This is a genomic window from Olivibacter domesticus, assembly GCF_900109575.1.
In the GTDB taxonomy this organism is placed as follows: domain Bacteria; phylum Bacteroidota; class Bacteroidia; order Sphingobacteriales; family Sphingobacteriaceae; genus Olivibacter; species Olivibacter domesticus.
Map to the genome: position 1 here is coordinate 621,227 of NZ_FOAF01000001.1, position 22,113 is coordinate 643,339.

General features: G+C 37.4%; 20 protein-coding genes and 1 riboswitch. Of the genes, 13 read left to right on the top strand and 7 right to left on the bottom strand.

The features are described 5' to 3' along the window. Positions 1-14 precede the first annotated feature (14 nt). Positions 15-1,214 (bottom strand): aminofutalosine synthase MqnE, encoded by a 1,200-nt coding sequence (gene mqnE / locus BMY50_RS02535; protein ID WP_093317899.1) that lies wholly within the window; start codon positions 1,212-1,214, stop codon positions 15-17. Positions 1,215-1,428: 214 nt separating this feature from the next. Here mqnE and BMY50_RS02540 point away from each other — a divergent pair, with 214 nt between their 5' ends. The 4 genes from BMY50_RS02540 to BMY50_RS02555 all read left to right on the top strand — a co-directional run bounded on the left by BMY50_RS02540 (position 1,429) and on the right by BMY50_RS02555 (position 6,209). Further along, complete coding sequence (locus BMY50_RS02540) at positions 1,429-1,971, top strand: GNAT family N-acetyltransferase (RefSeq protein ID WP_139202168.1); 543 nt, start codon at positions 1,429-1,431, stop codon at positions 1,969-1,971. A gap of 279 nt (positions 1,972-2,250) precedes the next feature. Then, positions 2,251-2,359, top strand: a riboswitch (SAM riboswitch). A 243-nt stretch (positions 2,360-2,602) separates the two neighbouring features. Continuing rightward, on the top strand, positions 2,603-3,907 hold the full coding sequence (locus BMY50_RS02545) for an O-acetylhomoserine aminocarboxypropyltransferase/cysteine synthase family protein (RefSeq protein WP_093317906.1): 1,305 nt from the start codon (positions 2,603-2,605) through the stop codon (positions 3,905-3,907). A 31-nt stretch (positions 3,908-3,938) separates the two neighbouring features. After that, complete coding sequence (locus tag BMY50_RS02550; protein WP_093317911.1) at positions 3,939-4,997, top strand: homoserine O-acetyltransferase family protein; 1,059 nt, start codon at positions 3,939-3,941, stop codon at positions 4,995-4,997. Between the two features lie 30 nt (positions 4,998-5,027). After that, on the top strand, positions 5,028-6,209 hold the full coding sequence (locus tag BMY50_RS02555) for a homoserine dehydrogenase (protein ID WP_093317912.1): 1,182 nt from the start codon (positions 5,028-5,030) through the stop codon (positions 6,207-6,209). A gap of 74 nt (positions 6,210-6,283) precedes the next feature. Here the strand turns inward: BMY50_RS02555 and BMY50_RS02560 are convergent, their stop codons facing one another. From BMY50_RS02560 to BMY50_RS02570, 3 genes are all read right to left on the bottom strand, one after another. Continuing rightward, complete coding sequence (locus BMY50_RS02560; RefSeq protein ID WP_093317913.1) at positions 6,284-7,477, bottom strand: BaiN/RdsA family NAD(P)/FAD-dependent oxidoreductase; 1,194 nt, start codon at positions 7,475-7,477, stop codon at positions 6,284-6,286. Beyond that, on the bottom strand, positions 7,474-8,535 hold the full coding sequence (locus BMY50_RS02565) for an oxidoreductase (RefSeq protein ID WP_093317914.1): 1,062 nt from the start codon (positions 8,533-8,535) through the stop codon (positions 7,474-7,476). Before BMY50_RS02565 ends, BMY50_RS02560 begins: the two co-directional genes overlap by 4 nt. A 137-nt stretch (positions 8,536-8,672) precedes the next feature. Beyond that, positions 8,673-9,764, bottom strand: a complete 1,092-nt coding sequence (locus tag BMY50_RS02570; RefSeq protein ID WP_093317915.1) for a YncE family protein — start codon at positions 9,762-9,764, stop codon at positions 8,673-8,675. A 297-nt stretch (positions 9,765-10,061) separates the two neighbouring features. Between BMY50_RS02570 and BMY50_RS02575 the strand changes: the two genes are divergently transcribed. The 5 genes from BMY50_RS02575 to BMY50_RS02600 all read left to right on the top strand — a co-directional run bounded on the left by BMY50_RS02575 (position 10,062) and on the right by BMY50_RS02600 (position 15,690). Beyond that, positions 10,062-10,295, top strand: coding sequence for a hypothetical protein (locus BMY50_RS02575; RefSeq protein ID WP_093317916.1), 234 nt, complete (start codon positions 10,062-10,064; stop codon positions 10,293-10,295). A 421-nt stretch (positions 10,296-10,716) separates the two neighbouring features. Then, complete coding sequence (locus tag BMY50_RS02580) at positions 10,717-11,217, top strand: hypothetical protein (RefSeq protein ID WP_093317917.1); 501 nt, start codon at positions 10,717-10,719, stop codon at positions 11,215-11,217. A gap of 173 nt (positions 11,218-11,390) precedes the next feature. Beyond that, positions 11,391-14,069, top strand: coding sequence for an outer membrane beta-barrel protein (locus tag BMY50_RS02590; RefSeq protein WP_139202169.1), 2,679 nt, complete (start codon positions 11,391-11,393; stop codon positions 14,067-14,069). 121 nt (positions 14,070-14,190) lie between these two features. Next, a complete protein-coding gene (locus tag BMY50_RS02595; RefSeq protein WP_093317922.1) occupies positions 14,191-15,444 on the top strand; it encodes a serine hydrolase in 1,254 nt (417 codons plus the stop codon). 36 nt (positions 15,445-15,480) lie between these two features. Next, positions 15,481-15,690, top strand: coding sequence for a hypothetical protein (locus BMY50_RS02600; protein ID WP_093317924.1), 210 nt, complete (start codon positions 15,481-15,483; stop codon positions 15,688-15,690). Between the two features lie 56 nt (positions 15,691-15,746). Here BMY50_RS02600 and BMY50_RS02605 read toward each other — a convergent pair whose 3' ends face one another. Then, positions 15,747-16,517, bottom strand: coding sequence for a glycoside hydrolase family 25 protein (locus BMY50_RS02605; protein WP_162276512.1), 771 nt, complete (start codon positions 16,515-16,517; stop codon positions 15,747-15,749). Between the two features lie 3 nt (positions 16,518-16,520). Next, a complete protein-coding gene (gene prmC, locus BMY50_RS02610; RefSeq protein WP_093317929.1) occupies positions 16,521-17,381 on the bottom strand; it encodes a peptide chain release factor N(5)-glutamine methyltransferase in 861 nt (286 codons plus the stop codon). A gap of 418 nt (positions 17,382-17,799) precedes the next feature. Between prmC and ribD the strand changes: the two genes are divergently transcribed. The 4 genes from ribD to BMY50_RS02630 are packed head-to-tail and all read left to right on the top strand — an operon-like array spanning position 17,800 to position 21,238. Next, the gene (gene ribD, locus BMY50_RS02615) at positions 17,800-18,846 is read left to right on the top strand and encodes a bifunctional diaminohydroxyphosphoribosylaminopyrimidine deaminase/5-amino-6-(5-phosphoribosylamino)uracil reductase RibD (RefSeq protein ID WP_093317932.1); all 1,047 of its coding nucleotides are present in this window, start codon (positions 17,800-17,802) and stop codon (positions 18,844-18,846) included. Next, a complete protein-coding gene (locus BMY50_RS02620; protein ID WP_093317935.1) occupies positions 18,846-19,718 on the top strand; it encodes a transporter in 873 nt (290 codons plus the stop codon). The genes ribD and BMY50_RS02620 overlap by 1 nt, the downstream gene beginning before the upstream one ends. Before the next feature lie 19 nt (positions 19,719-19,737). Further along, a complete protein-coding gene (locus BMY50_RS02625) occupies positions 19,738-20,355 on the top strand; it encodes a YigZ family protein (protein ID WP_093317938.1) in 618 nt (205 codons plus the stop codon). Positions 20,356-20,359: 4 nt separating this feature from the next. Next, positions 20,360-21,238 (top strand): nucleoside phosphorylase, encoded by an 879-nt coding sequence (locus BMY50_RS02630; RefSeq protein ID WP_093317939.1) that lies wholly within the window; start codon positions 20,360-20,362, stop codon positions 21,236-21,238. A 119-nt stretch (positions 21,239-21,357) separates the two neighbouring features. On the opposite strand, the gene BMY50_RS02635 is transcribed toward BMY50_RS02630, so the two are convergent. Further along, positions 21,358-22,047: a helix-turn-helix transcriptional regulator gene (locus BMY50_RS02635; protein WP_093317940.1), complete on the bottom strand. Its 690-nt coding sequence runs from the start codon at positions 22,045-22,047 to the stop codon at positions 21,358-21,360. Between the last annotated feature and the right edge of the window lie 66 nt (positions 22,048-22,113).

Consider the following 22,113-nt stretch of genomic DNA (forward strand, 5'->3'; position numbering starts at 1 on the left):
TTTATGTAAGGGTTTTAATTTAGCACCGGTAAGCTGTAGTAATTTGCTTTTTTGCCGTCTTTTTCTTCAAAAGCAACTTCGTTATAGTCGGTTACCACATTATAAAGCGTGTCGCGCTCTATTGGGTGTCTTCCTACTTGTTTGATAAGTTCTACTAACTGCTGGGTACTCATTGCGGGGGTTTGCTCTTCCGCACCTGCCATTGAATAGATCTTAGTAGTATCGTCCAAGGTACCGTCTATATCGTCGACTCCAAAACTCAAAGAAAGCTGAGCGGTATCTCTACTGATCATAGCCCAGTAAGCTTTAATATGCTGAAAGTTATCAAGATATATTCTGGCAATAGCATAGTTTCGTAAGTCTTCTATGACAGTTGATTCAGGAACATGCGACATCTGGTTGTCCTTATTTCTGAATTTAAGGGGGATAAATGTTTGAAAACCACCTGTTTTATCCTGCAAGGCACGAAGTCTTTCCATGTGGTCTACCCGGTGGTGATATTCCTCTATGTGCCCATAAAGCATCGTTGCATTGGAATGCATACCCAACTTATGCCATTCTTCGTGTATGGCCAGCCATTGTTCTGCATTACACTTATCATTGGCTATCTGTTCTCGTATCTCCGGTGCAAAGATCTCTGCCCCTCCGCCAGGCATTGATTCCAACCCAGCCTCCTTCATCATGCGCATACCGGTAGCGTAGTCAACCTTCGCTTTTTTAAATATGTAATGATATTCAACAGGGGTTAAGGCTTTAACATGCAAATTCGGTCGATGTTTTTTTATCGCAGAAAAAAGATCCATATAGAATTGCATATTGTATTGAGGCAATACACCTCCAACGATATGAACCTCTGTTATGGGCTCGTTATCATATTTTTTAACTAATTCAAGCATCTCATCCATGGTGGCCTCCCACCCTTCAGACCGCTCTTTTATTAGACGGGAGTAAGAACAGAATTTGCAATCATAAACACAAAGATTTGTCGGTTCTATATGGAAATTGCGATTAAAATAGGTGAAATTTCCATTTTTCTTTTCTCTAATATAATTAGCCAATACGCCAAGATAACCCAACTCACCTTTTTTATATAAGGTTACCCCTTCTTCAAAAGTAATTCTTTGATTATTAAATACTTTTAAGGCTATAGCTTTTAAATCTGTGTCAAGGTGGGGATCTTCTATTACTAAATTCAACCTATTTACTGCTTCCATACGCGAATATCTTATCAGCAAATGTACAAAAACTGACTAAAAACAATTATCAATTATATGTAAGAAATATATAGAAGGATCGGTGCATGTCTATTTAAAAATAATTTTAATAAAAAATCAAGACTTAAAACAATCTGGAGATGTATTTGTTCCTACTATATCAATTGAGGGTGCTCCTGCGCGCAATTATTGTTTTACTAATCTAATTAAGGATATGGATAATTTGAAGGCCGAACCTATCATCATTAGGAAGCTATCGCAAGCTAATTCTGAGATATTCACAAATATCTACACACGACCAGATTTGTTCTGGAAAATTAATGTTGACGACAATTCTGACAAGGAATCTGCCGAGGAATTTACTAAAAGGATGTTGTGGATGTGTAAATACATTTATACCATCCGTTTAAAACATGATCCGGATACGGTTTTAGGTTCTTGTGTTTTGTATAACTGGAACAAAAAAACGAAAGAAATTTATTTTGGAGGAGCACTTGATCCGAAGTATTGGGGTATGGGAATAATGCCGAGTGCATTTAATCAAATGGTAGAAATGGCTAAATATTGTATTGGTGCGTCTTTTATTAAAATTCGCATCAGTGATGATAATAAACCAGCGAGTCGAATGGTAGAAAAACTGGGTTTTTTTAATGCTTTTAAAGACAACGGACTGGTTACTTATACCCGGCCTGTAGACCTACCTGCTTCCACTGCCAAACTTATAAATAAGGGCAAGGGCTTTCAGCAGGCGATCTGATTAGTTGTTAGTTATTGGTTGTGAGTTGTTAGTTATTGGTTGTTAGTTGCTAGTGGTGAGTTACGAGTTGTGAGTTTGGTCAGTAGCAAGACGCAAGTAGCAAGACAGTTATATTCACAATAAACCTATTTATTTGTTCAAGTATTTAGCTACTCAACTCACGACCAAACTACTTAACGATAAGCCAAAACAAAAAATATTTGGCGCTATTGAAATAAAGCGTATATTTGCGGCATACATTTAACAATGTATTGATCAATTCCTCTTAAAAAGAGTCTTGATTTATAAAGAAGTGGCGAGAGACCGGCTCTAAGACCCACTGGCAACCATCCATAATTTGTGGAAAAGGTGCCAAATCCTGTCCCAGATTAGTGGGAGCATATAAATGACAAAAGACAATGAAACCAACATTAACTAGCAATCCATTGAATTCAGCTGTCAAGATAACAAAATCTTCAGCGGAACGGCCATTTGGTAATTCAAAAAGAAATTTACAGACTACTTTTTCTTGTTGTATGTGCATGTGTTGCTAGGTTAAGGTTTTTCTATTTTTTGCAAAAACCTGCCTTTCTTAAGTGTACTTTTATGTGCGCTTCTTAACAAAAATGTTCATCCTAATAAGAAAAAACTTATGTCACAAGAAAACTTACATTTTGAAACCTTACAGATTCATGCGGGCCAGGAGGTTGATTCAGCAACCAATTCCCGTGCAGTTCCTATTTACCAAACTACTTCTTATGTTTTCAATAACTCTGAGCACGGTGCCAATCTGTTTGCTTTAAAAGAATTTGGTAATATCTATACCCGGATCATGAATCCCACTACTGACGTATTCGAGAAGAGAATAGCGGCGTTAGAAGGAGGTGTAGCCGCTGTTGCTGTTGCATCAGGACAGGCAGCTCAATTTATTGCGATCACAAATATCCTGGAAAGTGGCGATAATTTTGTTTCTGGAGCAAACTTATATGGCGGCACCTATAATCAATTTAAGGTATCGTTTAAAAGATTGGGTATTGAAGCACGTTTTGCAAAAAATGATAGTGCAGAGAACATAGAAGCGCTAATTGATAATAAAACGAAAGCTATATTTCTTGAAACCATCGGAAACCCCAGTTTTAATATCCCTGATTTTGATGCTGTGGCTAAAGTGGCCCAAAAGCATAATATTCCTTTAATAGTTGATAACACTTTTGGAGCTGGAGGTTATCTTTTCAGACCTTTTGACCATGGTGCTAATGTAGTGGTAGAATCGGCGACAAAATGGATTGGTGGCCATGGAACCAGTATTGGAGGTGTTATTGTCGACGGAGGAAATTACGATTGGGGCAATGGTAAATTCAAGCAATTTAGTGAGCCTTCTGAAGGATACCACGGTTTAGTATTTAAAGACGTGTTTGGCGTTGGTGGTCCGTTTGGCAATATACAATTTGCTATTCGTGCACGTGTGGAAGGTCTTCGTGACTTTGGCCCAGCGCTCTCCCCTTTCAATTCTTTTTTATTGATACAAGGTCTAGAGACGCTTTCTTTACGCGTTCAACGGCATGTTGACAATGCTTTGGAATTGGCAAAGTGGCTTCAAAAACATCCACAGGTACAATTGGTGAATTATCCAGGATTAGAAGACAGCCCTACACACGAACAGGCAAAGAAATATTTAAAAAACGGTTTTGGTGCAGTGTTATCGTTTGAAGTGAAAGGAGAAAAAGAAAATGCAACCAAGCTCGTGGATAGCTTGAAATTGATTAGCCACCTTGCCAATGTAGGCGATACAAAGACACTTATTATACAGCCAGCAGCCACAACACATCAGCAATTGAGCGACGAAGAGCAAGCTGCCGCCGGTGTAACACCTACTCTACTAAGAATTTCAGTTGGTTTAGAGCATATTCAGGATATTAAGGCCGACTTACAACAAGCTTTTGAGAAGATAATATAATTTAAAGTGCTAACCCCACTTACGTACATATATGAGCATCCATACATTTAACTATAATAAAACCTTTAAATTAGAGAGCGGGAAACGGCTTAAGGGGCTGAATATCGCCTATCATACCTACGGAAGATTAAACACCCGGAAGGATAATGTGATATGGGTATGTCATGCACTAACGGCCAATGCCGATGTGTTCGACTGGTGGCCCGGTTTATTCGGTGAAAAAGATCTATTTAATCCACATGAGCATTTTATAGTTTGTGCCAACATTATTGGATCTCATTATGGAACCACTAGTCCGCTTAGTATTAATCCAGCTACAGGATTACCTTATTATTTAGCTTTTCCTACATTTTCCATTCGAGATCTCGCTGTGGCACATGAGCTTCTGGCTGAACATTTAGGCATTCATAAAATTAAAGTACTTACTGGAGGATCATTAGGCGGTCAACAGGCGATGGAATGGGCCATTATGCATCCAGAACGAATGGAAAACCTCATTTTGCTGGCCACAAATGCACAGCATTCTCCATGGGGAGTGGCCTTTAACGAGAGTCAACGCCTCGCGATAAGTGCTGATAGGACCTTTTATGCTAATAAACCTAATGGAGGTGCTAAAGGATTGAAAGTTGCCAGAAGTATTGCCTTGCTTTCTTATAGAACATACGAAACGTATGGTGCTACGCAATTGGAAACATCCGATGAGAAACAGGATGATTTCAAAGCTTCTTCCTATCAGAATTACCAGGGAGAAAAACTTGTAAAGCGATTTAATGCATACAGCTATTGGTTTTTAAGTAAAGCGATGGACGGTCATAATGTAGGACGCGGCAGAAATGGTGCACCTAATGCACTTAAAAAAATTAAAGCCAAAACGTTGGTAATAGGTATTACCAGCGATATACTTTTTCCAGAGGAGGAGCAGAAGTTTTTAACAAAACACATCCCCGGAGCGAAGTTTATTTCAATCGATTCCTTTTATGGTCATGATGGTTTTCTGATTGAAACCAAACAGATAAGTAAGGAGATCTCTTCTTTTTTGAAACAAGTATATCCTAACAAGCAAGCTATCAGTTTACAACCCCTTATTTAATATATAAAGAGAAGAAAGATAAATCAAAGAATGAGTAAAAAACTAACATTAGGACTTTTTGGCTTTGGCGTGGTGGGTCAAGGTCTTTACGATATTATTAAAACTAAAAAACTAAACCTTGAAATCAAGCGTTTTGCTATTAAAAATCCCGAAAAAAAGAGGACGTTACCGCTTGATTTATTTACGACTAAAGCAGACGATCTATTAGATGACCCTGAGATTAACACCATTGTGGAGCTCATAGATGATGCCGAAGCGGCCTTTGAAATTGTATCAAAAGCCTTGAAGACGGGTAAAAATGTGGTGTCGGCCAATAAAAAAATGATTGCTAATCATTTAGAAGAATTGGTAGATATACAACAAGCCTATGGAACCAGCCTTTTATATGAGGGTGCCGTTTGTGGGAGTATTCCAATTATTCGAAACCTGGAAGAATATTATGATAATGAATTATTACACTCTGTAAGTGGCATATTTAACGGTTCCTCAAATTATATCTTATCTAAAATATTCAATGAGCATTTGGATTATGACACGGCTTTAAAGCACGCACAAAATTTAGGTTTTGCAGAGACGGATCCTACATTGGATGTAGGCGGTTTTGATGCTAAATTCAAATTGGCCATCGTTGCTTCCCATGCCTATGGGCTGTATGTTCAACCATCCAACATATTAAATATAGGAATAGATAAGCTTTCTGACTATGATGTTCGTTTTGCCCGTGAGAAAAAATACAAAATCAAGCTCGTTCCTACAGCAAAAGAGATTGGTAATGAACGGGTAATATTATATGTTATTCCGAAATTTGTTACTGAAAAGAGCATTTTATATGCTGTAGAAAATGAATATAACGGTGTAGTGGTGCAGGCTGCATTTGCGGATCAGCAATTCTTTTATGGTAAAGGCGCGGGTGGGCATCCAACGGGCTCTGCTGTTCTTTCTGATATTACTGCCTTGCGTTACGATTACCGTTATGAGTATAAAAAACACTTGGCAGCGACACAATTAGTGCATAGCAATAACCATAAAATCACGGTATATCTTCGATACAATGATGAGGCTGTTATTGAAAAGCTTAATTTTATTAAAGTTTCAGAGCGATTTTATGCCCGTGAATTCAAATATGTAATTGGCGACATCAATTTGGAGTCCTTAATAGCAAATAAAGAACTATTAGCTGCAGACGATAGTTTTGTAGTGGAGGTTGACTGATTGGTTATTAGTTGTTGGTTATTGGTTATTAGCTTTTCGGGTGATACGAACAACGAGTAACGAATAACTAACAACTAAATATGTTGCGCAATCACATATCCGCTGGCCCAGGCCCATTGGAAATTATAGCCGCCGAGCCATCCTGTTACATCTACGCATTCCCCTCCGAAGAAAAGGCCTTTGCATTTTAATGCTTCTAATGACTTAGAAGATAATTCCTCTGTATCAACTCCTCCCCTCATCACCTCAGCTTTGTCGTATCCTTTATCACCCGCAGGTTTAACCTGAAAGTGATGGATTGTTTGATATACCTGCTGTGCCTCAACCTTACTCATAGAAGCTATTTTTTTATCAACGGGCAGATATTTACCTAGCGCATCAGCAAATTTCCTGGTGAAAAGATCTTGCAGAACGTGCAATAAAAGTCGCTTCCCTCCTTTTTGCCGTTCCTCTTTGATAATGGATGTAATATCTTGGTGTGGTAAGAGGTTAATCGTGATCAATTCTCCCGGGCGCCAGTAAGAGGAAATCTGTAAGATAGCAGGGCCACTTAGTCCCCAGTGCGTAAATAATATATTCTCCTCAAAACTGATCTTTTCATTAGAAACCTTACAAAAAACGCTGTTTCCTGCCAGCGCACCAAACCATTCGGCATCCTTTCCTGTAATGGTTAAGGGAACCAGTGCCGGTGCTGTGGGTACAACTTTTAAGTCGAATTGCCTTGCCATCTTGAGCGAGAAATCGCTCGCACCCATTTTGGCGATGGGAAGACCGCCACTGGCCATCACTACTGATCTAGATTGAACAGTTTCTTGTCGATCTAGGTGCCTATAGTGCACATTAAATAACAGGGTCTCCTCTTGAGAAATGGCAGTTACCTCACTGTTCATTAGTAGGTCCTGTCCTAATTCTTTCATTAAACGTTCAAACACGGACACTACATCTTTTGCCTTATTGCTAGTAGGAAATAGTTGACCCAATGTTTTCTCCTGGCCAAAAATACCGTTCGTTTCAAAAAAATTAACGGTATCGTCTACTGTCCACTGGGCAAGTGTGGAAGTACAAAAATGTTCATTCTGAGAGAGAAAGTTAGTAGGACCTGCATACAGATTAGTGTAATTGCAGCGACCACCACCCGATATCAATATTTTAGCCCCCGCTTTATCATTCTTTTCTAATACCAATACCTTTTTTCCAAGATAACCCGCCTGTACCGCACACATTAAACCACAGGCACCACCCCCTACTATGACAGCATCGTATATCATGAAAGATCTATTATTCTCTTTTCTTGTGAACTTTGCTCTCCTAATACTAATAGTTGAATGACGTCTCTTGCCTGTTCAGGTTTTACAATCAACTCTGCCGTTCCATTTATAACATCTCTTATATTTTCATAGTAAGCAGGATAATTACCTTTTTCGCTGGGAACAATCCTTCGGGCATTCGGACCTTCGTTGGTGGTGTTTAATATTCCCCAAATAGTCTCCGGCTCTTGTCCCCAATTTTCAGTGTTGCGCGGTGTTTTCCCTTCCTTCAGCGCTACTTCTTGTGGATCGACTCCCTGTTTTACAAAAGCTCCTTCCGTGCCGTATAAGGCATAACGTGGCGTAGGTTCTTTGATGAGCATACTTCCTTTGAGCGACACCTTCAAATTTGGATAAAGAAGAATTGCCTCAAAGTCGTCAACAGCTCCCACCCCTTCACGCATTTTCCGGAGGTAGGCAAAAATACTTTGCGGTTTTCCAAATAATTGTAGGCTCTGGTCGATCAAATGAGCACCTAGGTCAAAGAAAATACCCGAACCAGGCAGGTCATCTTCCCGCCAAGCGTTCGGTCTTAAATAATTACGAAAACGATCGTAACGAATTTCCAATGTTACAAGCCGACCTAGCTCACCGCTGTTTAGGACTTCTTTTACCGTAAGGTAATCACTGTGCCAGCGTGCACTATGAAAAACTGATAGTATTCTATTTTGTTCTTTAGCTAGGGCGATAAGCTCATCCGCTTCGGCCACGGTATTGGTAAAAGGTTTTTCTACCACAACGTGTTTACCTGCCAAAAGCGCTTGTCTCGTCAGGCTGAAGTGAACGGCATTAGCGGTAGCAATCACCACTAAATCGATCTCCGGATCATTTATAATGTCATCTACCACTGTGCTAATAATAGTATCAGAGTATTTCTCTTGAAGAATAGCCTGTTGTTCTGGTCTGCGGGCGTATACTTTATGAAGACGAAGACCTTGTACTGAAGTGATAAGTGGGGCGTGGAAAACCTGTCCGGCCATCCCAAAGCCAATTAAACCGACATTGATAGATTGCTGCATGGGAGACGAAGATAGGGAATTGAGTGGAAATAAGAAAGCGATGCATTAGCATCGTTTTGATGGTTTATTTAGCTTTGTTCATAAAAAAAGAGTTGTTTCGGGTTAAATGAAACAACTCCTTTTTTGAAAAGACATTGTTATTTCTTTTCGTTAATATTAAAAGCAAATGCTTTAGGACTTACACCAGCATTAAAAGAGCCTCCAAACTGGCTGCTACCATTTTGATATAAAGTGTAAATGTGGAATTTGCCTTTACTGGTATAATCTGACTTCGCGTCACCAATTAACAGTAACCCTCCTGCTGATAATAAAAATCTTATACTGTACGGATTTTCCATATTTGCATCGTTGCCAAAGTTTTGAACTGTTTGGTTGGTTAAATTCATGAGTAGGCAAGTAGCTTTCTCAGAATTGTTGTAGTTACGACTAATCATATACGCCTGCTTTGTTTCTGGGACAACTGCAATATCTTCAGCACCAAAATTCATTGGTGTAATCTGATTATTTGCCGTATTCACGACATATAATTTTGACGGTTTGACTGGTTGACTGCTATAAGTAGGTGCCGCATTTACATATAGTACATTTTGCGTAGTGTCCGCCGCTATAGTTTGAATATTTTCAGCAACAGTAATACTATTTTCAACTGTTAATGAGCTTGCGTTTACAACAGAAATTCGATCATCATAATCACCTCCGTTGCTTGCCTCTCTCCACCCAGAATTAGCTACGTAAATTTTACCACTAATTGCAGTCAATTGTTCAGGAGACCTTCCAACGCTTACGCTATTTACTGAGTAATTTGATGTATCAACTGCTACCAACTTGTTTTCTCCTTGGCTTGTAACGTAAATTTTTCCTCTATAGCTAAGGATACTTCTAGGAAACGATATATTTATAGTTTCTAATTCCGATCTCGATGCGGCATCTAATACTAATAATTTATTTTCATCTGTCACTGCTACGTACAATTTTGTGCCGTAGATAGCAATATCATTTGCACCCTTCCCTATACCTCCTGGGTATACTTCGTCTGTATATTGTGTAGTGCTAAGGCTCAAAAAACCTAAGCCTGAGTTCATATTTGCTCCCTCATTTAATACATAAATACCAATTTCTTCCGGTGTGGGCGGTAAAGGTTCGGGATCATCATTCTTGCTACATGCCCCCAATGTTAAAAGTGCTCCCCCTAATAAGCTTAGGTAAAAATGGTTGAATTTTCTTTTCATTTGAAATTTGTTTGTTTTAAAACGTCATGGCGTCGGCAGCCTCTTACAAAAGAAAATTGAAGTAAAGGTTGATCCATGTCGGTTTCGTTGTTGTTTATAAATGTGAATTTCTTCGTTTGTATTGCTATAACGGCCAGCAGCTATTAAACGCTACTACAAACCTGTATTTTTATTTATTTAGCTACGTAGCCTACATAAAATTCCTTCAAAGATAATATATCCAATGAAAATATGGCACACACATTCTTGCCATGTAGGAAACTATTTTCTATTTTAGTTGCATAAAGCCGCAACCTTATGAGAAAAATACTATTTTTTCTATTTTCCATCTTCTTAATGAAAGCATCTGCCCAACAAGCTGACACTGTTTTTCTGAAAAAACTTATTGAAAGTCATCCTGATCTATTTGACGCTGTTCTAAAAGACCCCGAGCATAAGCAAGTACAATTAATTTATACGCAAATTGATTATGACAAACATAATGCTCCAAAATTTACTAATTATAGTTATCGGTTAGATCCTATACTGTAAAACTTTATACTAGATATTTGCGTGTTATAAAAAATTAATGATCTCGACATAAAAGGTCTTATCAAAGAAATTTCTTTAAAGATTGATAGTGCTTTGGAAAAACAAACGGGTGTAGGTACTAATAGCTCTTGGCCAACAATTTATGGGAGGTATGAATGGTGTCTGAAGGAAAGAGGGCAATTGAAATATTCTTCAATGATATCAAACAGCTCCTAAAGATAAAGTCACTTGCGTTAATTGAAATTTGTTTAATATAACTAGAGCGTTCAATTATTTAAATTGCAAATATCAATTCACCAAGTTTACTTTTTTACCTTAAAAACTATTTTAGAAGTTCAAGTAAATGACGCTTGTGTGGCAATTTGTTTGTGTTTAGTAATTATAATTGTTTAATTATTTTTAATTACTTAAATTATTTTTTATGAAACTAAATTACTTTTTTAGCTTTTCGACGGCAGTTTTTCTTTTACTTTTCTTTTTTCAAGCTTCAGGTCAAACGGTGGCTATCACTTATGTTCGAGATATTACAACGGGAACTGATACTCGAACGTCAGGAATTCCTAGTGCTGTTCGGCAGATTGAATTAAGGGTAAAAGTCAGTGGTGTTAGTAGTCCTGTTAATGTGGCTTCAGCGGCGGCACTTAGTTTTAACGTGGGCAATTCTTCTTATCCAGTTTATTATACTCCAGTGCCTATCACTGGTGAGCCTGCTATCTGGCAAGTTGCTAATTGGGTCAATGAGTCTTCTACACAGGCGTCATTTACGATTTGGGTACCTATCAATACTGTATTTGATTCTGGTGTTATGCCAGTACTTGGAATGAGAATTGGGCAGGGGAGAAAAACTGGAATTTTTGGATCGGCTTTAGAGATCGTCTATGCTACTGGGAGTGTTAGTTTTCCACCTCTTGTTGTCCTCTAACATTTTCGCTAGACTATTTATTTATGTTGTGAGGAATTTAACAAGTTTTCTACTACAATATAGTAGAAAACTTGTTATCTAATAGAAAGAATTATCTTTCTCATTTCAATTCCGTAATATAGTCTGATGTAAACGACATATTTTTATATAAATGCTTGTTATAAATCAATGGTTTGCTTAGAGTAGTACTTTTTCCGTTTCTATTTTTTTTAAACTTATTTTTTGCAATCCACTCGTTTGCCCAAGAGAAAGAAATAATTAAAGGAGTAGTTTTAGACAGTGTGACAAGGCTGCCTGTTTTCGGGGTGAATGTGGTTGTGCAAACTAATGACAGTGTTCCACTTAAAATCACGTCTGATGCCAAAGGCGAATTTTGCTTCTCGTTTTCTAGTACAAATTGCATAAAAAATATCCGACTTTCGCATTTGACCTACGACACAGGACTTCTCAAGAATTTTGTGACAAGAAGGGACCAAAAGTATACTTTCCTATTAGCTCCTAGAATTAAAGAACTAAAAGAGGTTGATATCGAGGATGACGAGCCAATAAGGAGAATAAGGGGGGATACCACCGATTATGAGCTATCTCATATTAAATATAGGAAAAATGCCGATGCCGACGAAACACTTTTTCTTATTCCGGAAATTATGTTAAAAGATGGACGAATTTTTTCTAATGGTGAAGAAGTTGTAAAAATCACTGTAGACGGAAGATCCTTTTTTACGTCCGATCCAATGACGTTATTTAAGCTACTTCCAGCGGATGCAATCAAGAAGATACAACTAATTAACGGTTTAAGTGAAGAAGATATCTTCATGGGATATGATTCAGGCGAAAGGCTAAAGGAAATTAATGTTGTTTTAAAAGATGATATGAAAAATGGGGTGTTTGGAAAACAGATAGCTGGTATTGGATCTTCCAAAACGTATAAAAGCGACACATATTTCAATATGTTCAGAAATGATAAAAGATTTTCAGCTATATTTAATAATAACAATATTAATGAGGAAGCAAATAATTATTCTTCTTTATTACAGTCAAGCTCCCTTTCGGGTCCGGATGTAAGGAAACGATCTTTGAAAATAAACGTCAATGAGAATATTTTTAACTATTTTGATGTCGATTTAGAAACAGCGTTTAAGCAAGATAAGGCAAAAATTGAGACCTATAGGGAAAGGAATTTGTTTTCGATCGAAGGGGCGGAAACCGCAAACAGAGGAAACAATATAGCATTGACAAAAAATAATATAAATACTATTTTATTGAAGCTGAAAAATAGTCAGTCAGCGAAGACAAGGATACTGATAGATCCTAGAATAAACATCTCAAAAATACAACAAACATTGAGTTCCACTTATGACAATTTTATTCTAGATACTCTATCAAGCTCTATTAATAATAATAGTTCAACTGATATTGATAATATAAGCCTAGGAGGTACAGCTATGTTAAGCAGGGTACTTATACCTGGGAAAAATAATCTAGGAGTGGTATTTAATGCCGTTAGAGATATGAGTAATAGCTCCTCAGACAATGAAACTTTTGATGCGTTAAAGCCAGATTTATCAGGAATAGGGAGCTATAGACAAAAATCCAAGACTATAAGGAAAAATATCAACGCTAAAATAGTTTATTCACATCTGTTTAATAAATTCTTGAAGGGCTATTTGGCTTATGAGATCTTGAAATCACATTATACGCTTGTTAACGAATCAGTTAATACTAAGGATTCAACACTCATGGGTTTTAGTATAGATAGTATTCTTTCTAATAATGTGAGGTGGAGACAAAGGACGAATAAAGCTTTTGGAAATCTTAATTTTTCTAACAACCATTTCATGCTGGCAAGTAATATTAGTTTCTTCTCTGACGACTTGGATACTGAGAAAGGTCAAAAAAAAAAATTTAATTACTTAAATTCTGATTTAAATCTAAGTTATGCAATTGCTCCTGATAAAAATTTTAGACTATCCTATACCAGAAGCCATACTATTCCAAATGTACAACAATTGCAGGAGATTATTTCTGTGGAAAATCCTTTAAATATATCCTTAGGTAATGCTACTTTAACCCCAGAAGTTAATGATAAATTGAGTATTAGCTATACATCTCTGAGTAAATCGTCTTCCTTGAGAATGAATTTTGTAAGTGAAATCGATGTTGTAAATAATAAGATAACAAGTTCTATTTTAAATCTTCAAGGTGATTCTGTTATTTCTGAGAGTTTAATACTCCCCAGTGGAAGCCAAATATTTAAATCTGTAAATCTTGGAAGCGGGAAGTCTATTCGTAATTCGATTTCCGCAAATTTTCCTTTTATAAAAAAGGGTTGGCTTTTAGATTTAGAGTTGTCAAATATAATTCGTGACTATCCTTTTTTAATCAATACAATCGAGATGAAAAACCAAATAAATTCAACTAATTTCAAAATTGAACTTGGAAATAGAACAATAAATAGCTCTTCGCTTTCTTATCAGGTAAATGTTGACAAATCTTCTTTTAACTTTGGTAATTCAGAAAATTCGCCTTTTATTATAAACCATCGTCTGTTACTTAATCTTAACTATGACTATGACTTGAACAATAGAATATCGTCAAATATTGAATACAGACAAATTAATGGCGGAACAGAAAACACCAAAACTAGTTTCTTGTTATGGAATATAGGGTTTGAAACTCAAATTGTGAAGAATTTAGCGTTATCGGTATTGGTTTATGATATTTTAAATAACTATCGAAATGAGCGAAGAATATTCAATGAGTTTTATAGTGAAACCCAAAGAACTAATTTTTTGGGTAAATATTTTATGGTAAACCTGAGGTATTCTTTTAGGAAATTTGGTGGTTCTTAGCTGTTTTCAAGAGCTATGTAATCATCGTATTCTACATCTTGTTAACTATTTTAAAGACTCCTCACAATGCTTCCTTATTTCTAAGAGATTTATTAAATTACCTGCACAAAACCGAAATATTATGAGGTCTTTTTTTCTCGTAGTCTTTGCTCTGTCTATGGCAAAATCTTCTGCCCAACAAACTGATACTGTTTTTCTGAAAAAACTTATTGAAAGTCATCCCGACCTATTTGATGCTGTTCTAAAAGACCCCGAGCATAAACAAGTACAATTAATTTATACGCAAATTGATCGCGATAAGCATAATATTCCGCATTTTACTACCTATAGTTATCGATTAAACCCTTCATGGTACTTCTATCCAGCCAGTACGGTAAAGCTTCCTGCAACGATCTTTGCTTTGGAGAAAATCAATGAACTGGATATAAAAGGGCTTAAAAAGGAAACTCCTCTGAAAATTGATAGCGCATGGGAAAAACAAACAAGCGTAATTGCAGATAGTTCCGCTCCCACTGGATTACCCAGCATTGCGCATTATATTAAGAAAATTCTCCTTACCAGTGATAACGATGCTTTTAACCGCTTATTTGAATTCCTCGGAAGAGCGGAAATCAATAAAAAACTTCAAAAAAATGGCGCTACACATAGCCGGATTGTCAATCGCTTAGCGATCGGTGATAAGGGAGAATGGGCAAAGCATACCAATCCCATCACCTTTTATCAGGATGATCAGATCGTCTATCAACAGGATGCACAATATGATCGGGAAGATTATAAAATGGATCTTCAAAATGTGATACGCGGCAGAGCCTATATGGATGCGAAAGATAGTCTTATTCTAAAGCCTTATAGCTTTGAAGGACTCAATGTATATCCGTTGGCTGACCAACAACTGATCATGAAAAAGCTGTTATTTCCGGAAGCGTTTCCAAAGAAGGAACGTTTCCATTTAACAAAGGCCGACTACCAGTTTATTTATTATTATATGTCGCGCTTTCCACACGAGGTTGATTATCCTAAATATGATCCCAATGAGTTTTGGCCTACTTATAGTAAGCTTCTATTCTTTGGTAGGGATAAAGATATCAAACCCAATGGTGCCATCAGGAGCTTTAATAAATATGGTGATTCTTATGGTTTTAATATTGATAATGCCTATATAGTTGATTTCGAGAATGGTGTGGAGTTCCTGTTGGCTGCTGTAGTTCAATCTAATAATAATGAGGTATATAATGATAGTGTTTATGAATACGAAGAAGTTACCTATCCTTTTTTAAAGAATATAGGAAGATTGATATATGAGCATGAATTGAAAAGGGAAAAGAAGGTAAAGCCTGATTTGAGTAAATTTGAGTTTAGTGGAATAGTTAAATAGTTAAGTCGTTGAATAGTTGTGGTGTTGAATCGTTAGATGGTTGATTGTTGGATAGTAGCGACAATCGGAAGAGCAGGAATGTTCCGACATACCATCATATTGAGCGGAATGAAATGGAGCCGAAATATCTCTATGCTTATGAGACCCCTCGACTACGCTCGGGGTGACGAGTCAGGAATGGCTGCTACTACGATGCCTACCAATAACTCGGAGCTCAAACCCAAACTAATAACGAATAACCAATAACTAATAACGAGTAACGAGTAACGAATAACGAATAACGAGTAACGAACAACGAATAACTATTCTTCACAGACTTCACAAGGCATAATCCCATTCTTACAGTTCAGTACATTAAAATCAACATATTCCGAGATGCCTGCAATCCTACCACGTTCGCTATGTTGCCAGATATCCCATGATCTAGAAAGATAGTCGGGTTTCTCGTCACGTTCATAATGGGCAATCCATAAGGGATACTTATCGAAATCGGTTCCTAAAAAATCACGATAAAAAGTTGTATAAGTATATATAATTGGACGTATACCATAGTAATTGTGCAATCTATTTAGACAAGCTTGCAGTCGCTCTCGCATTTTGTTACCATTGATATGTTGCGATTGTTCTATATCCACAACGGGTGCTAAACAACCATCAAGAGAGCCTACTCTTTTAATGAACAGATCGGCTTGTTTTACACCATCCTTGTTGGGATGAAAATAGAGATAAGCTCCCCTTTTCAATCCATATTTTTTAGCTTCCTGCCAATTGAATTTGAATTTTTTATCTGCTCGCATGCCCATGGTGGCGCGCATAAAAACAAAGGAAATATGAATATCGCTGTCCTGTGGCGAGCAAACTTTTTCCCAATCAATTTTTCCCTGGTATTGAGAGATATCGATGCCATGGGTATGAAAACCATTCGGTATTCGAATGCCAAAATGTGTTGTTTTATTTGATAGGTAATGATTGACAATCGCGATGGATATTAGCCCAGTAATACTGATAATCAATAGTATCCACTTCCATTGTGTGTTAGTCGACGTTTTCTTCTTTTTTCTTTTCTTAGTCACAATCTATAGGGAAGCCTTTATCATTCGATCCGCACCATGCATATCTTGTAATAGCAATACCTGTTGAAAGCCTTTCTTTCGCAATAAATCGGCTACTTTGTCGCCGTAGTTCCGATTGATTTCAAAATAGAGCGTTCCATTTTCCTTTAAATGTATTAGTGCGAAGGAAGCGATGGTTTCATAAAATAATAAAGGTGCTTTTTCTTCTACGAAAAGTGCTAAATGGGGTTCGTATTGAAGCACGTTGCTATGCATTGCTTCTTGTTCGCTGGGTGGTATATAAGGTGGATTACTAACGATGATATCAAATTTCATATCGTTCTGAAAGATAAGATCCCATTCTAATATATCTGCCAATAGAAAGTTTACATAAGTGTGCTGATCCTTTGCGTTTTGCTTGGCTATATCTAAAGCTTCTTTGGAAATATCGAGTGCATGTAGATGCGCTTGTTTAAGATGCTTTTTTAAGGTGATAGGTATGCATCCGCTGCCTGTTCCTATATCCATTATTTCTAAGGAGGCACTGGCGATGTTCTGATAATCATTAATAATGAGATCAACCAGTTCTTCTGTTTCGGGTCTTGGAATAAGTACTTTATCCGTCACCTTGAAAGGAATACCCATGAACCAGGCACGCTCAAGGATATACTGGAGAGGCTCCCCTTCTGTCAAACGCTTTAAGATGACATTTATTTGGTCTTCTTTATCTGTCGGAATATCAATATGTTTATGAAATATGTACGTTGCTTTATTATAATTGAGTACATGTTGTATGACCTCAAAAAATAGACTTTCTACTTCTGAAGCATCATATAGCGGTACAAGCTTATTTAAAAACTGATGGTGAATTTCGTGGAGCTGCATATCCTGTTAATGCTGCAAACTTACGAAAATAGTTATTAGTTATCCGTTGTTGGTTATTCGTTGTTGGTATCAAGATGTAAGACGCAAGTATCAAGATTATATAGGCCAAGTAAATTTCCTGTGGTCGCATAGAATAGTCACTTTTGGCTATGCTTGCAATAACTCTCCGTTCTACTTTAAATCCGCCTTAGTCAGCTGCGACTTGCAGGTATATGCACTACCATTATAGCAGCTGTCTACAGCGGGAGTCTTTGCTCCTTTCTTCGGAAGAAAGGAGATGAAAAACTTATGGAAATTTGATTTTATAAATAATGTTGTTGGTTCTGGTTAATCGTTGTTAGTTAACAGTTGCGAGTTTAACTATTGTCAAAAAAACAGGCGCTGTAGCAGAGATAAGATAAAATGTTTAGGTTTGTGGATGCCTAATCACGAAATCTATATGCAACGCGCCATCGAGCTCGCGGAATTGGGAAAAGGATCGGTAAGTCCCAACCCTATGGTTGGGGCAGTTGTGGTACATAATGAAAAAATTATCGGTGAAGGTTGGCATGCCAAATATGGCGAACCTCATGCCGAACCCCGTGCTATTTTAGATGTTTTGAACAGCTTTTCAAACGGGGAAGAGCTTCTCCGGCAATCAACTTTATACGTTACGCTTGAGCCTTGTTCACATCATGGAAAAACGCCTCCTTGTGCTGATTTGATTGTGAAGTACCAAATTCCAAAAGTGGTTATCGCTTGTAGAGACCCTTTTGAAAAGGTGGACGGACAAGGCATTGCTAAATTAAAAGGGGCTGGCATTGAAGTAATTGAAGGTATTCTTGCACAGGAAGCGGCTTTTATGAATAGACGTTTTTTAACCAGGGTAAAGCAGCACCGGCCCTATATTATACTTAAATGGGCACAAACCGCAAATGGTTATTTTGCACCGAAAGATCAGGCACAGCAATGGATATCGGGTATGGCTGCCAAAATGCTAAGTCATAGATGGCGAAGCGAAGAGGACGCCGTATTAGTAGGAACAAATACTGCCAGAATAGATAATCCGCAATTAAATGTGCGCGATTGGAAAGGTAGAAATCCGAAACGGATTGTCATAGATAAGAACCTATCCTTATCGCAAGAATTGCACCTGTTCGATAGACAAGCAGAAACCATTGTCTTTAATGCCAAGAAAACGGAGTGGAACAATTCTCTCAAATACATCGCCTTGGAGAATTTTGATTTATACCTGCCCCAAAACATTTTATTTCAATTACATTTGATGGATATCCAATCATTGATAATTGAAGGTGGCGTAAAAACACTTCAGTTGTTTATTGACGCCGGTTTATGGGACGAAGCACGCGTATTTAAAGCGCCTATTTACTGGGAGAATGGCATAAAAGCTCCCGAGTTGAAGAATATTCCTCAAAAAGAGGAACAAATTGGAAAGGACATACTTACTACTTATTTTAATAATTAATGCTTCTCGTACTGTTAAGTGTTTTATGTAGCGTAACGGTTTCCGTTATCATTAAATTGGCCAGACGTTATTCTGTAAATGTTGTGCAGATGATTGCTTGGAATTATCCTGTAGCAGTACTTTTAAGTTATCATTATCTAAAACCAGATTTAACTTTTTTTTCATTAGCCGAGGCGCCTATAGTGAGTTATATCGTGCTAGGTGTGTTGCTACCCACACTGTTTATTATCATAGCCGCTTCAATACGTTATACCGGAATCGTGCGTACGGAAATAGCGCAACGCTTATCTCTATTCATCCCCTTACTGGCAGCTTTTTTCATTTTTGATGAACATCCGCTGCCACTAAAACTTGTGGGTATCGGAGTAGGTTTTGTGGCGATTATCTGTTCGATTAAATGGCAACACCAAGCAGGCTCACCCATCAAAAATAAAGTTAGCATAAGCAACTGGCTTTATCCCTTATTGGTATTTGTTGGGATGGGAATCATTGATATTTTGTTTAAACACATTGCGCAATATCAAGAAGTTTCCTATAGAACGTCCATATTTATTGTGTTTGTTCTGTGCACGGTACTCTCCTTTTTATACATTGCCTATTTAGCATTTGTAAAGAAAATGCAGTTTTCACTTTCGGGTACTTTATGGGGATTGGTGTTGGGGCTCTTTAATTTTGGTAATATTATTTTTTATATGAAGGCTCATCAAGCTTTACCAGATAATCCTTCAATGGTGTTTTCTGCTATGAATATTGGCGTAATTATCGTAGGTGCTTTGGTGGGTTTGTTCTTATTTAGAGAGAAATTGTCTACCTTAAACAAAGTTGGATTACTCCTGGCGGTTGTTTCCGTGCTCATTATAGGTTTGCTATAATTGGAGTAGAGAAATTTTTATGAATTTATTTGAAGATACTTATAAGACGATCGAGCGACCTTCTGAAGGTCAATTTAAAGATAAAGGAAGCAAATTTATTGCCTATGCATACCCGTTTCGTGATGCTGAAGATTTAAAGCAGCTCATAGCTGATGTAAAGACGTTACACCCGAAGGCCAGACATCATTGCTGGGCATATCGTTTAACTACTGACAGGTCGATATACCGATTAAATGATGATGGTGAACCATCCGGTACGGCTGGCAGACCTATTTTAAATACGCTTTTATCGAATGATCTGACTAACATTTTAGTGGTAGTAGTACGTTATTTTGGCGGAACCTTATTGGGTGTACCTGGATTGATAAATGCCTATAAAACTGCCAGTCAGGAAGCGCTGGCTGAAGCATCTATTGTGGAGCGAACGGTTAATGATGTTTATCAGTTGCACTTCGACTATCCTCAAATGAATGATGTGATGCGTATAATGAAGGAGGATCAGCTAACTGTTTTAAAACAGGATTTTGAAGTAAGTTGTTCGCTAACATTCGAAATTAGGCAGACACAGGTAAATCACACAATAGCCAAGCTAACTAATTTGGAAGGTTTAAGAGTTACTTATTTACGCACTATATAGTCTTATGGCACATACGCTATCGGCAACTGATCTCATTTTGAATCAAGATGGGAGTATTTATCATCTCAACTTATTACCGCATGATATTGCTTCTACAATTATTACGGTAGGAGATCCGGATCGAGTTACGGAAGTAAGTAAATATTTTGATCGGATTGAGCTGAAAAAAGGAAAGCGTGAGTTTATTACCCACACAGGGTACATTGGTAAGAGCAGGATCAGTGTTGTTTCTACAGGAATTGGGACAGACAACATTGATATTGTTATGAATGAGTTGGATGCTTTGGTGAACATAGATCTTGATACCCGTTCAGAAAAAGAAAATGTGACAACATTAAATTTCATTAGGATTGGTACTTCGGGGGCCATACAACCTGATCTTCCCATGGGCTCTTTACTGGCTTCCTCTCATGGAATCGGATTAGACAACTTAATGCACTACTATCAATGTGGCGATAGGCAAGTAGATTCGGGATTAACCGCCTATGTGAACAATTATTTCAAGTCAGATAATTTAATCCCTTATATAGAAGCTTGTTCCAGCGACTTATATTCGAAGATCGCTTTTGACATCCCCACCGGGATTACACTTACTGCTCCCGGTTTTTACGCCCCGCAAGGACGGAATACACGCGCCAAACAAGTATACAATAATCTGTTAACGAAAATGCTCGATTTTCATTATAAGGGGCAGGTAATTACAAATTTAGAAATGGAAACAGCCGGTATTTACGGCCTGGCTAACGCTTTAGGACATCGTGCGCTTTCTATTAATGCTATACTAGCCAGCCGTGTAAACTTCGAGTTTAGTAAGCAGCCAAATAAAATTGTAGAACAGGCGATTCAGCAAGTTTTGGAACGCGTTGTGATGCTTGATGAATGATAAACTATGAATGATGAGTGAATAGCTTGATGCTCGTAACTCATGACTAATGCAATCTTGATACTTGATACTTATGTCTTGATACCAATAACGAATAACCAGCAACGAATAACCAACAGCTAATAATCCACAGGCAGCCGTTTCATAAATTCAGCAACTGGAACGTGATCCAATTTTCTGAAGGGGATTTGCATCTCCAAAAGCTTTTTTATTCGAGATACTTTAAAATCTCTATATTCTCTACGGAGGTGGCACCAAGCAATCATATGCCAGCTAAAAGCGTAAAAGACCAGGCCAATAGGTTCTACTTCCCTACAACTATGCTCACCATTTTCCTTCTCATAGTCGACCTTTAAAATCATTCTTTTTGCAATTGCATTTTGGATATCAGAGAGGTACTCAAAATCATTCGTAAGTCTTGCTGGTATTTGTAGTTTTATATTGTCGTTTAAAAACTCCAATTGCTCTTTTTGCTGGCTTCGCATTACATTTTTAACCTTATTCAATGCAGCAATATAGTGTTTTTGAATAGACCTATCTGCAAAACCATTTAAAAAACGTTCCATTAATATCAGGGCATTTGCCTCTTCATTATTGAAAGAAATAGGCGGTAGAAAGTACCCTTGAACGATAAAATAACCTTTACCTGCTTCAAAACAAATAGGCACCCCTTGTTCATTAATAGCTCTTATATCTCTATATACCGTTCTCGTACTGATTTCAAATTTTTCAGCGATCATTTCTACGCTCACATATTTGCGCGATTGTAGAAGGGTGACTATACCAAATAAGCGATCTATTCTGTTCATGATAAATTGGATGACTAATATAAAAAAATTATGCTTGTAAGTGCTAGATTGGGATATAGCTAGGAC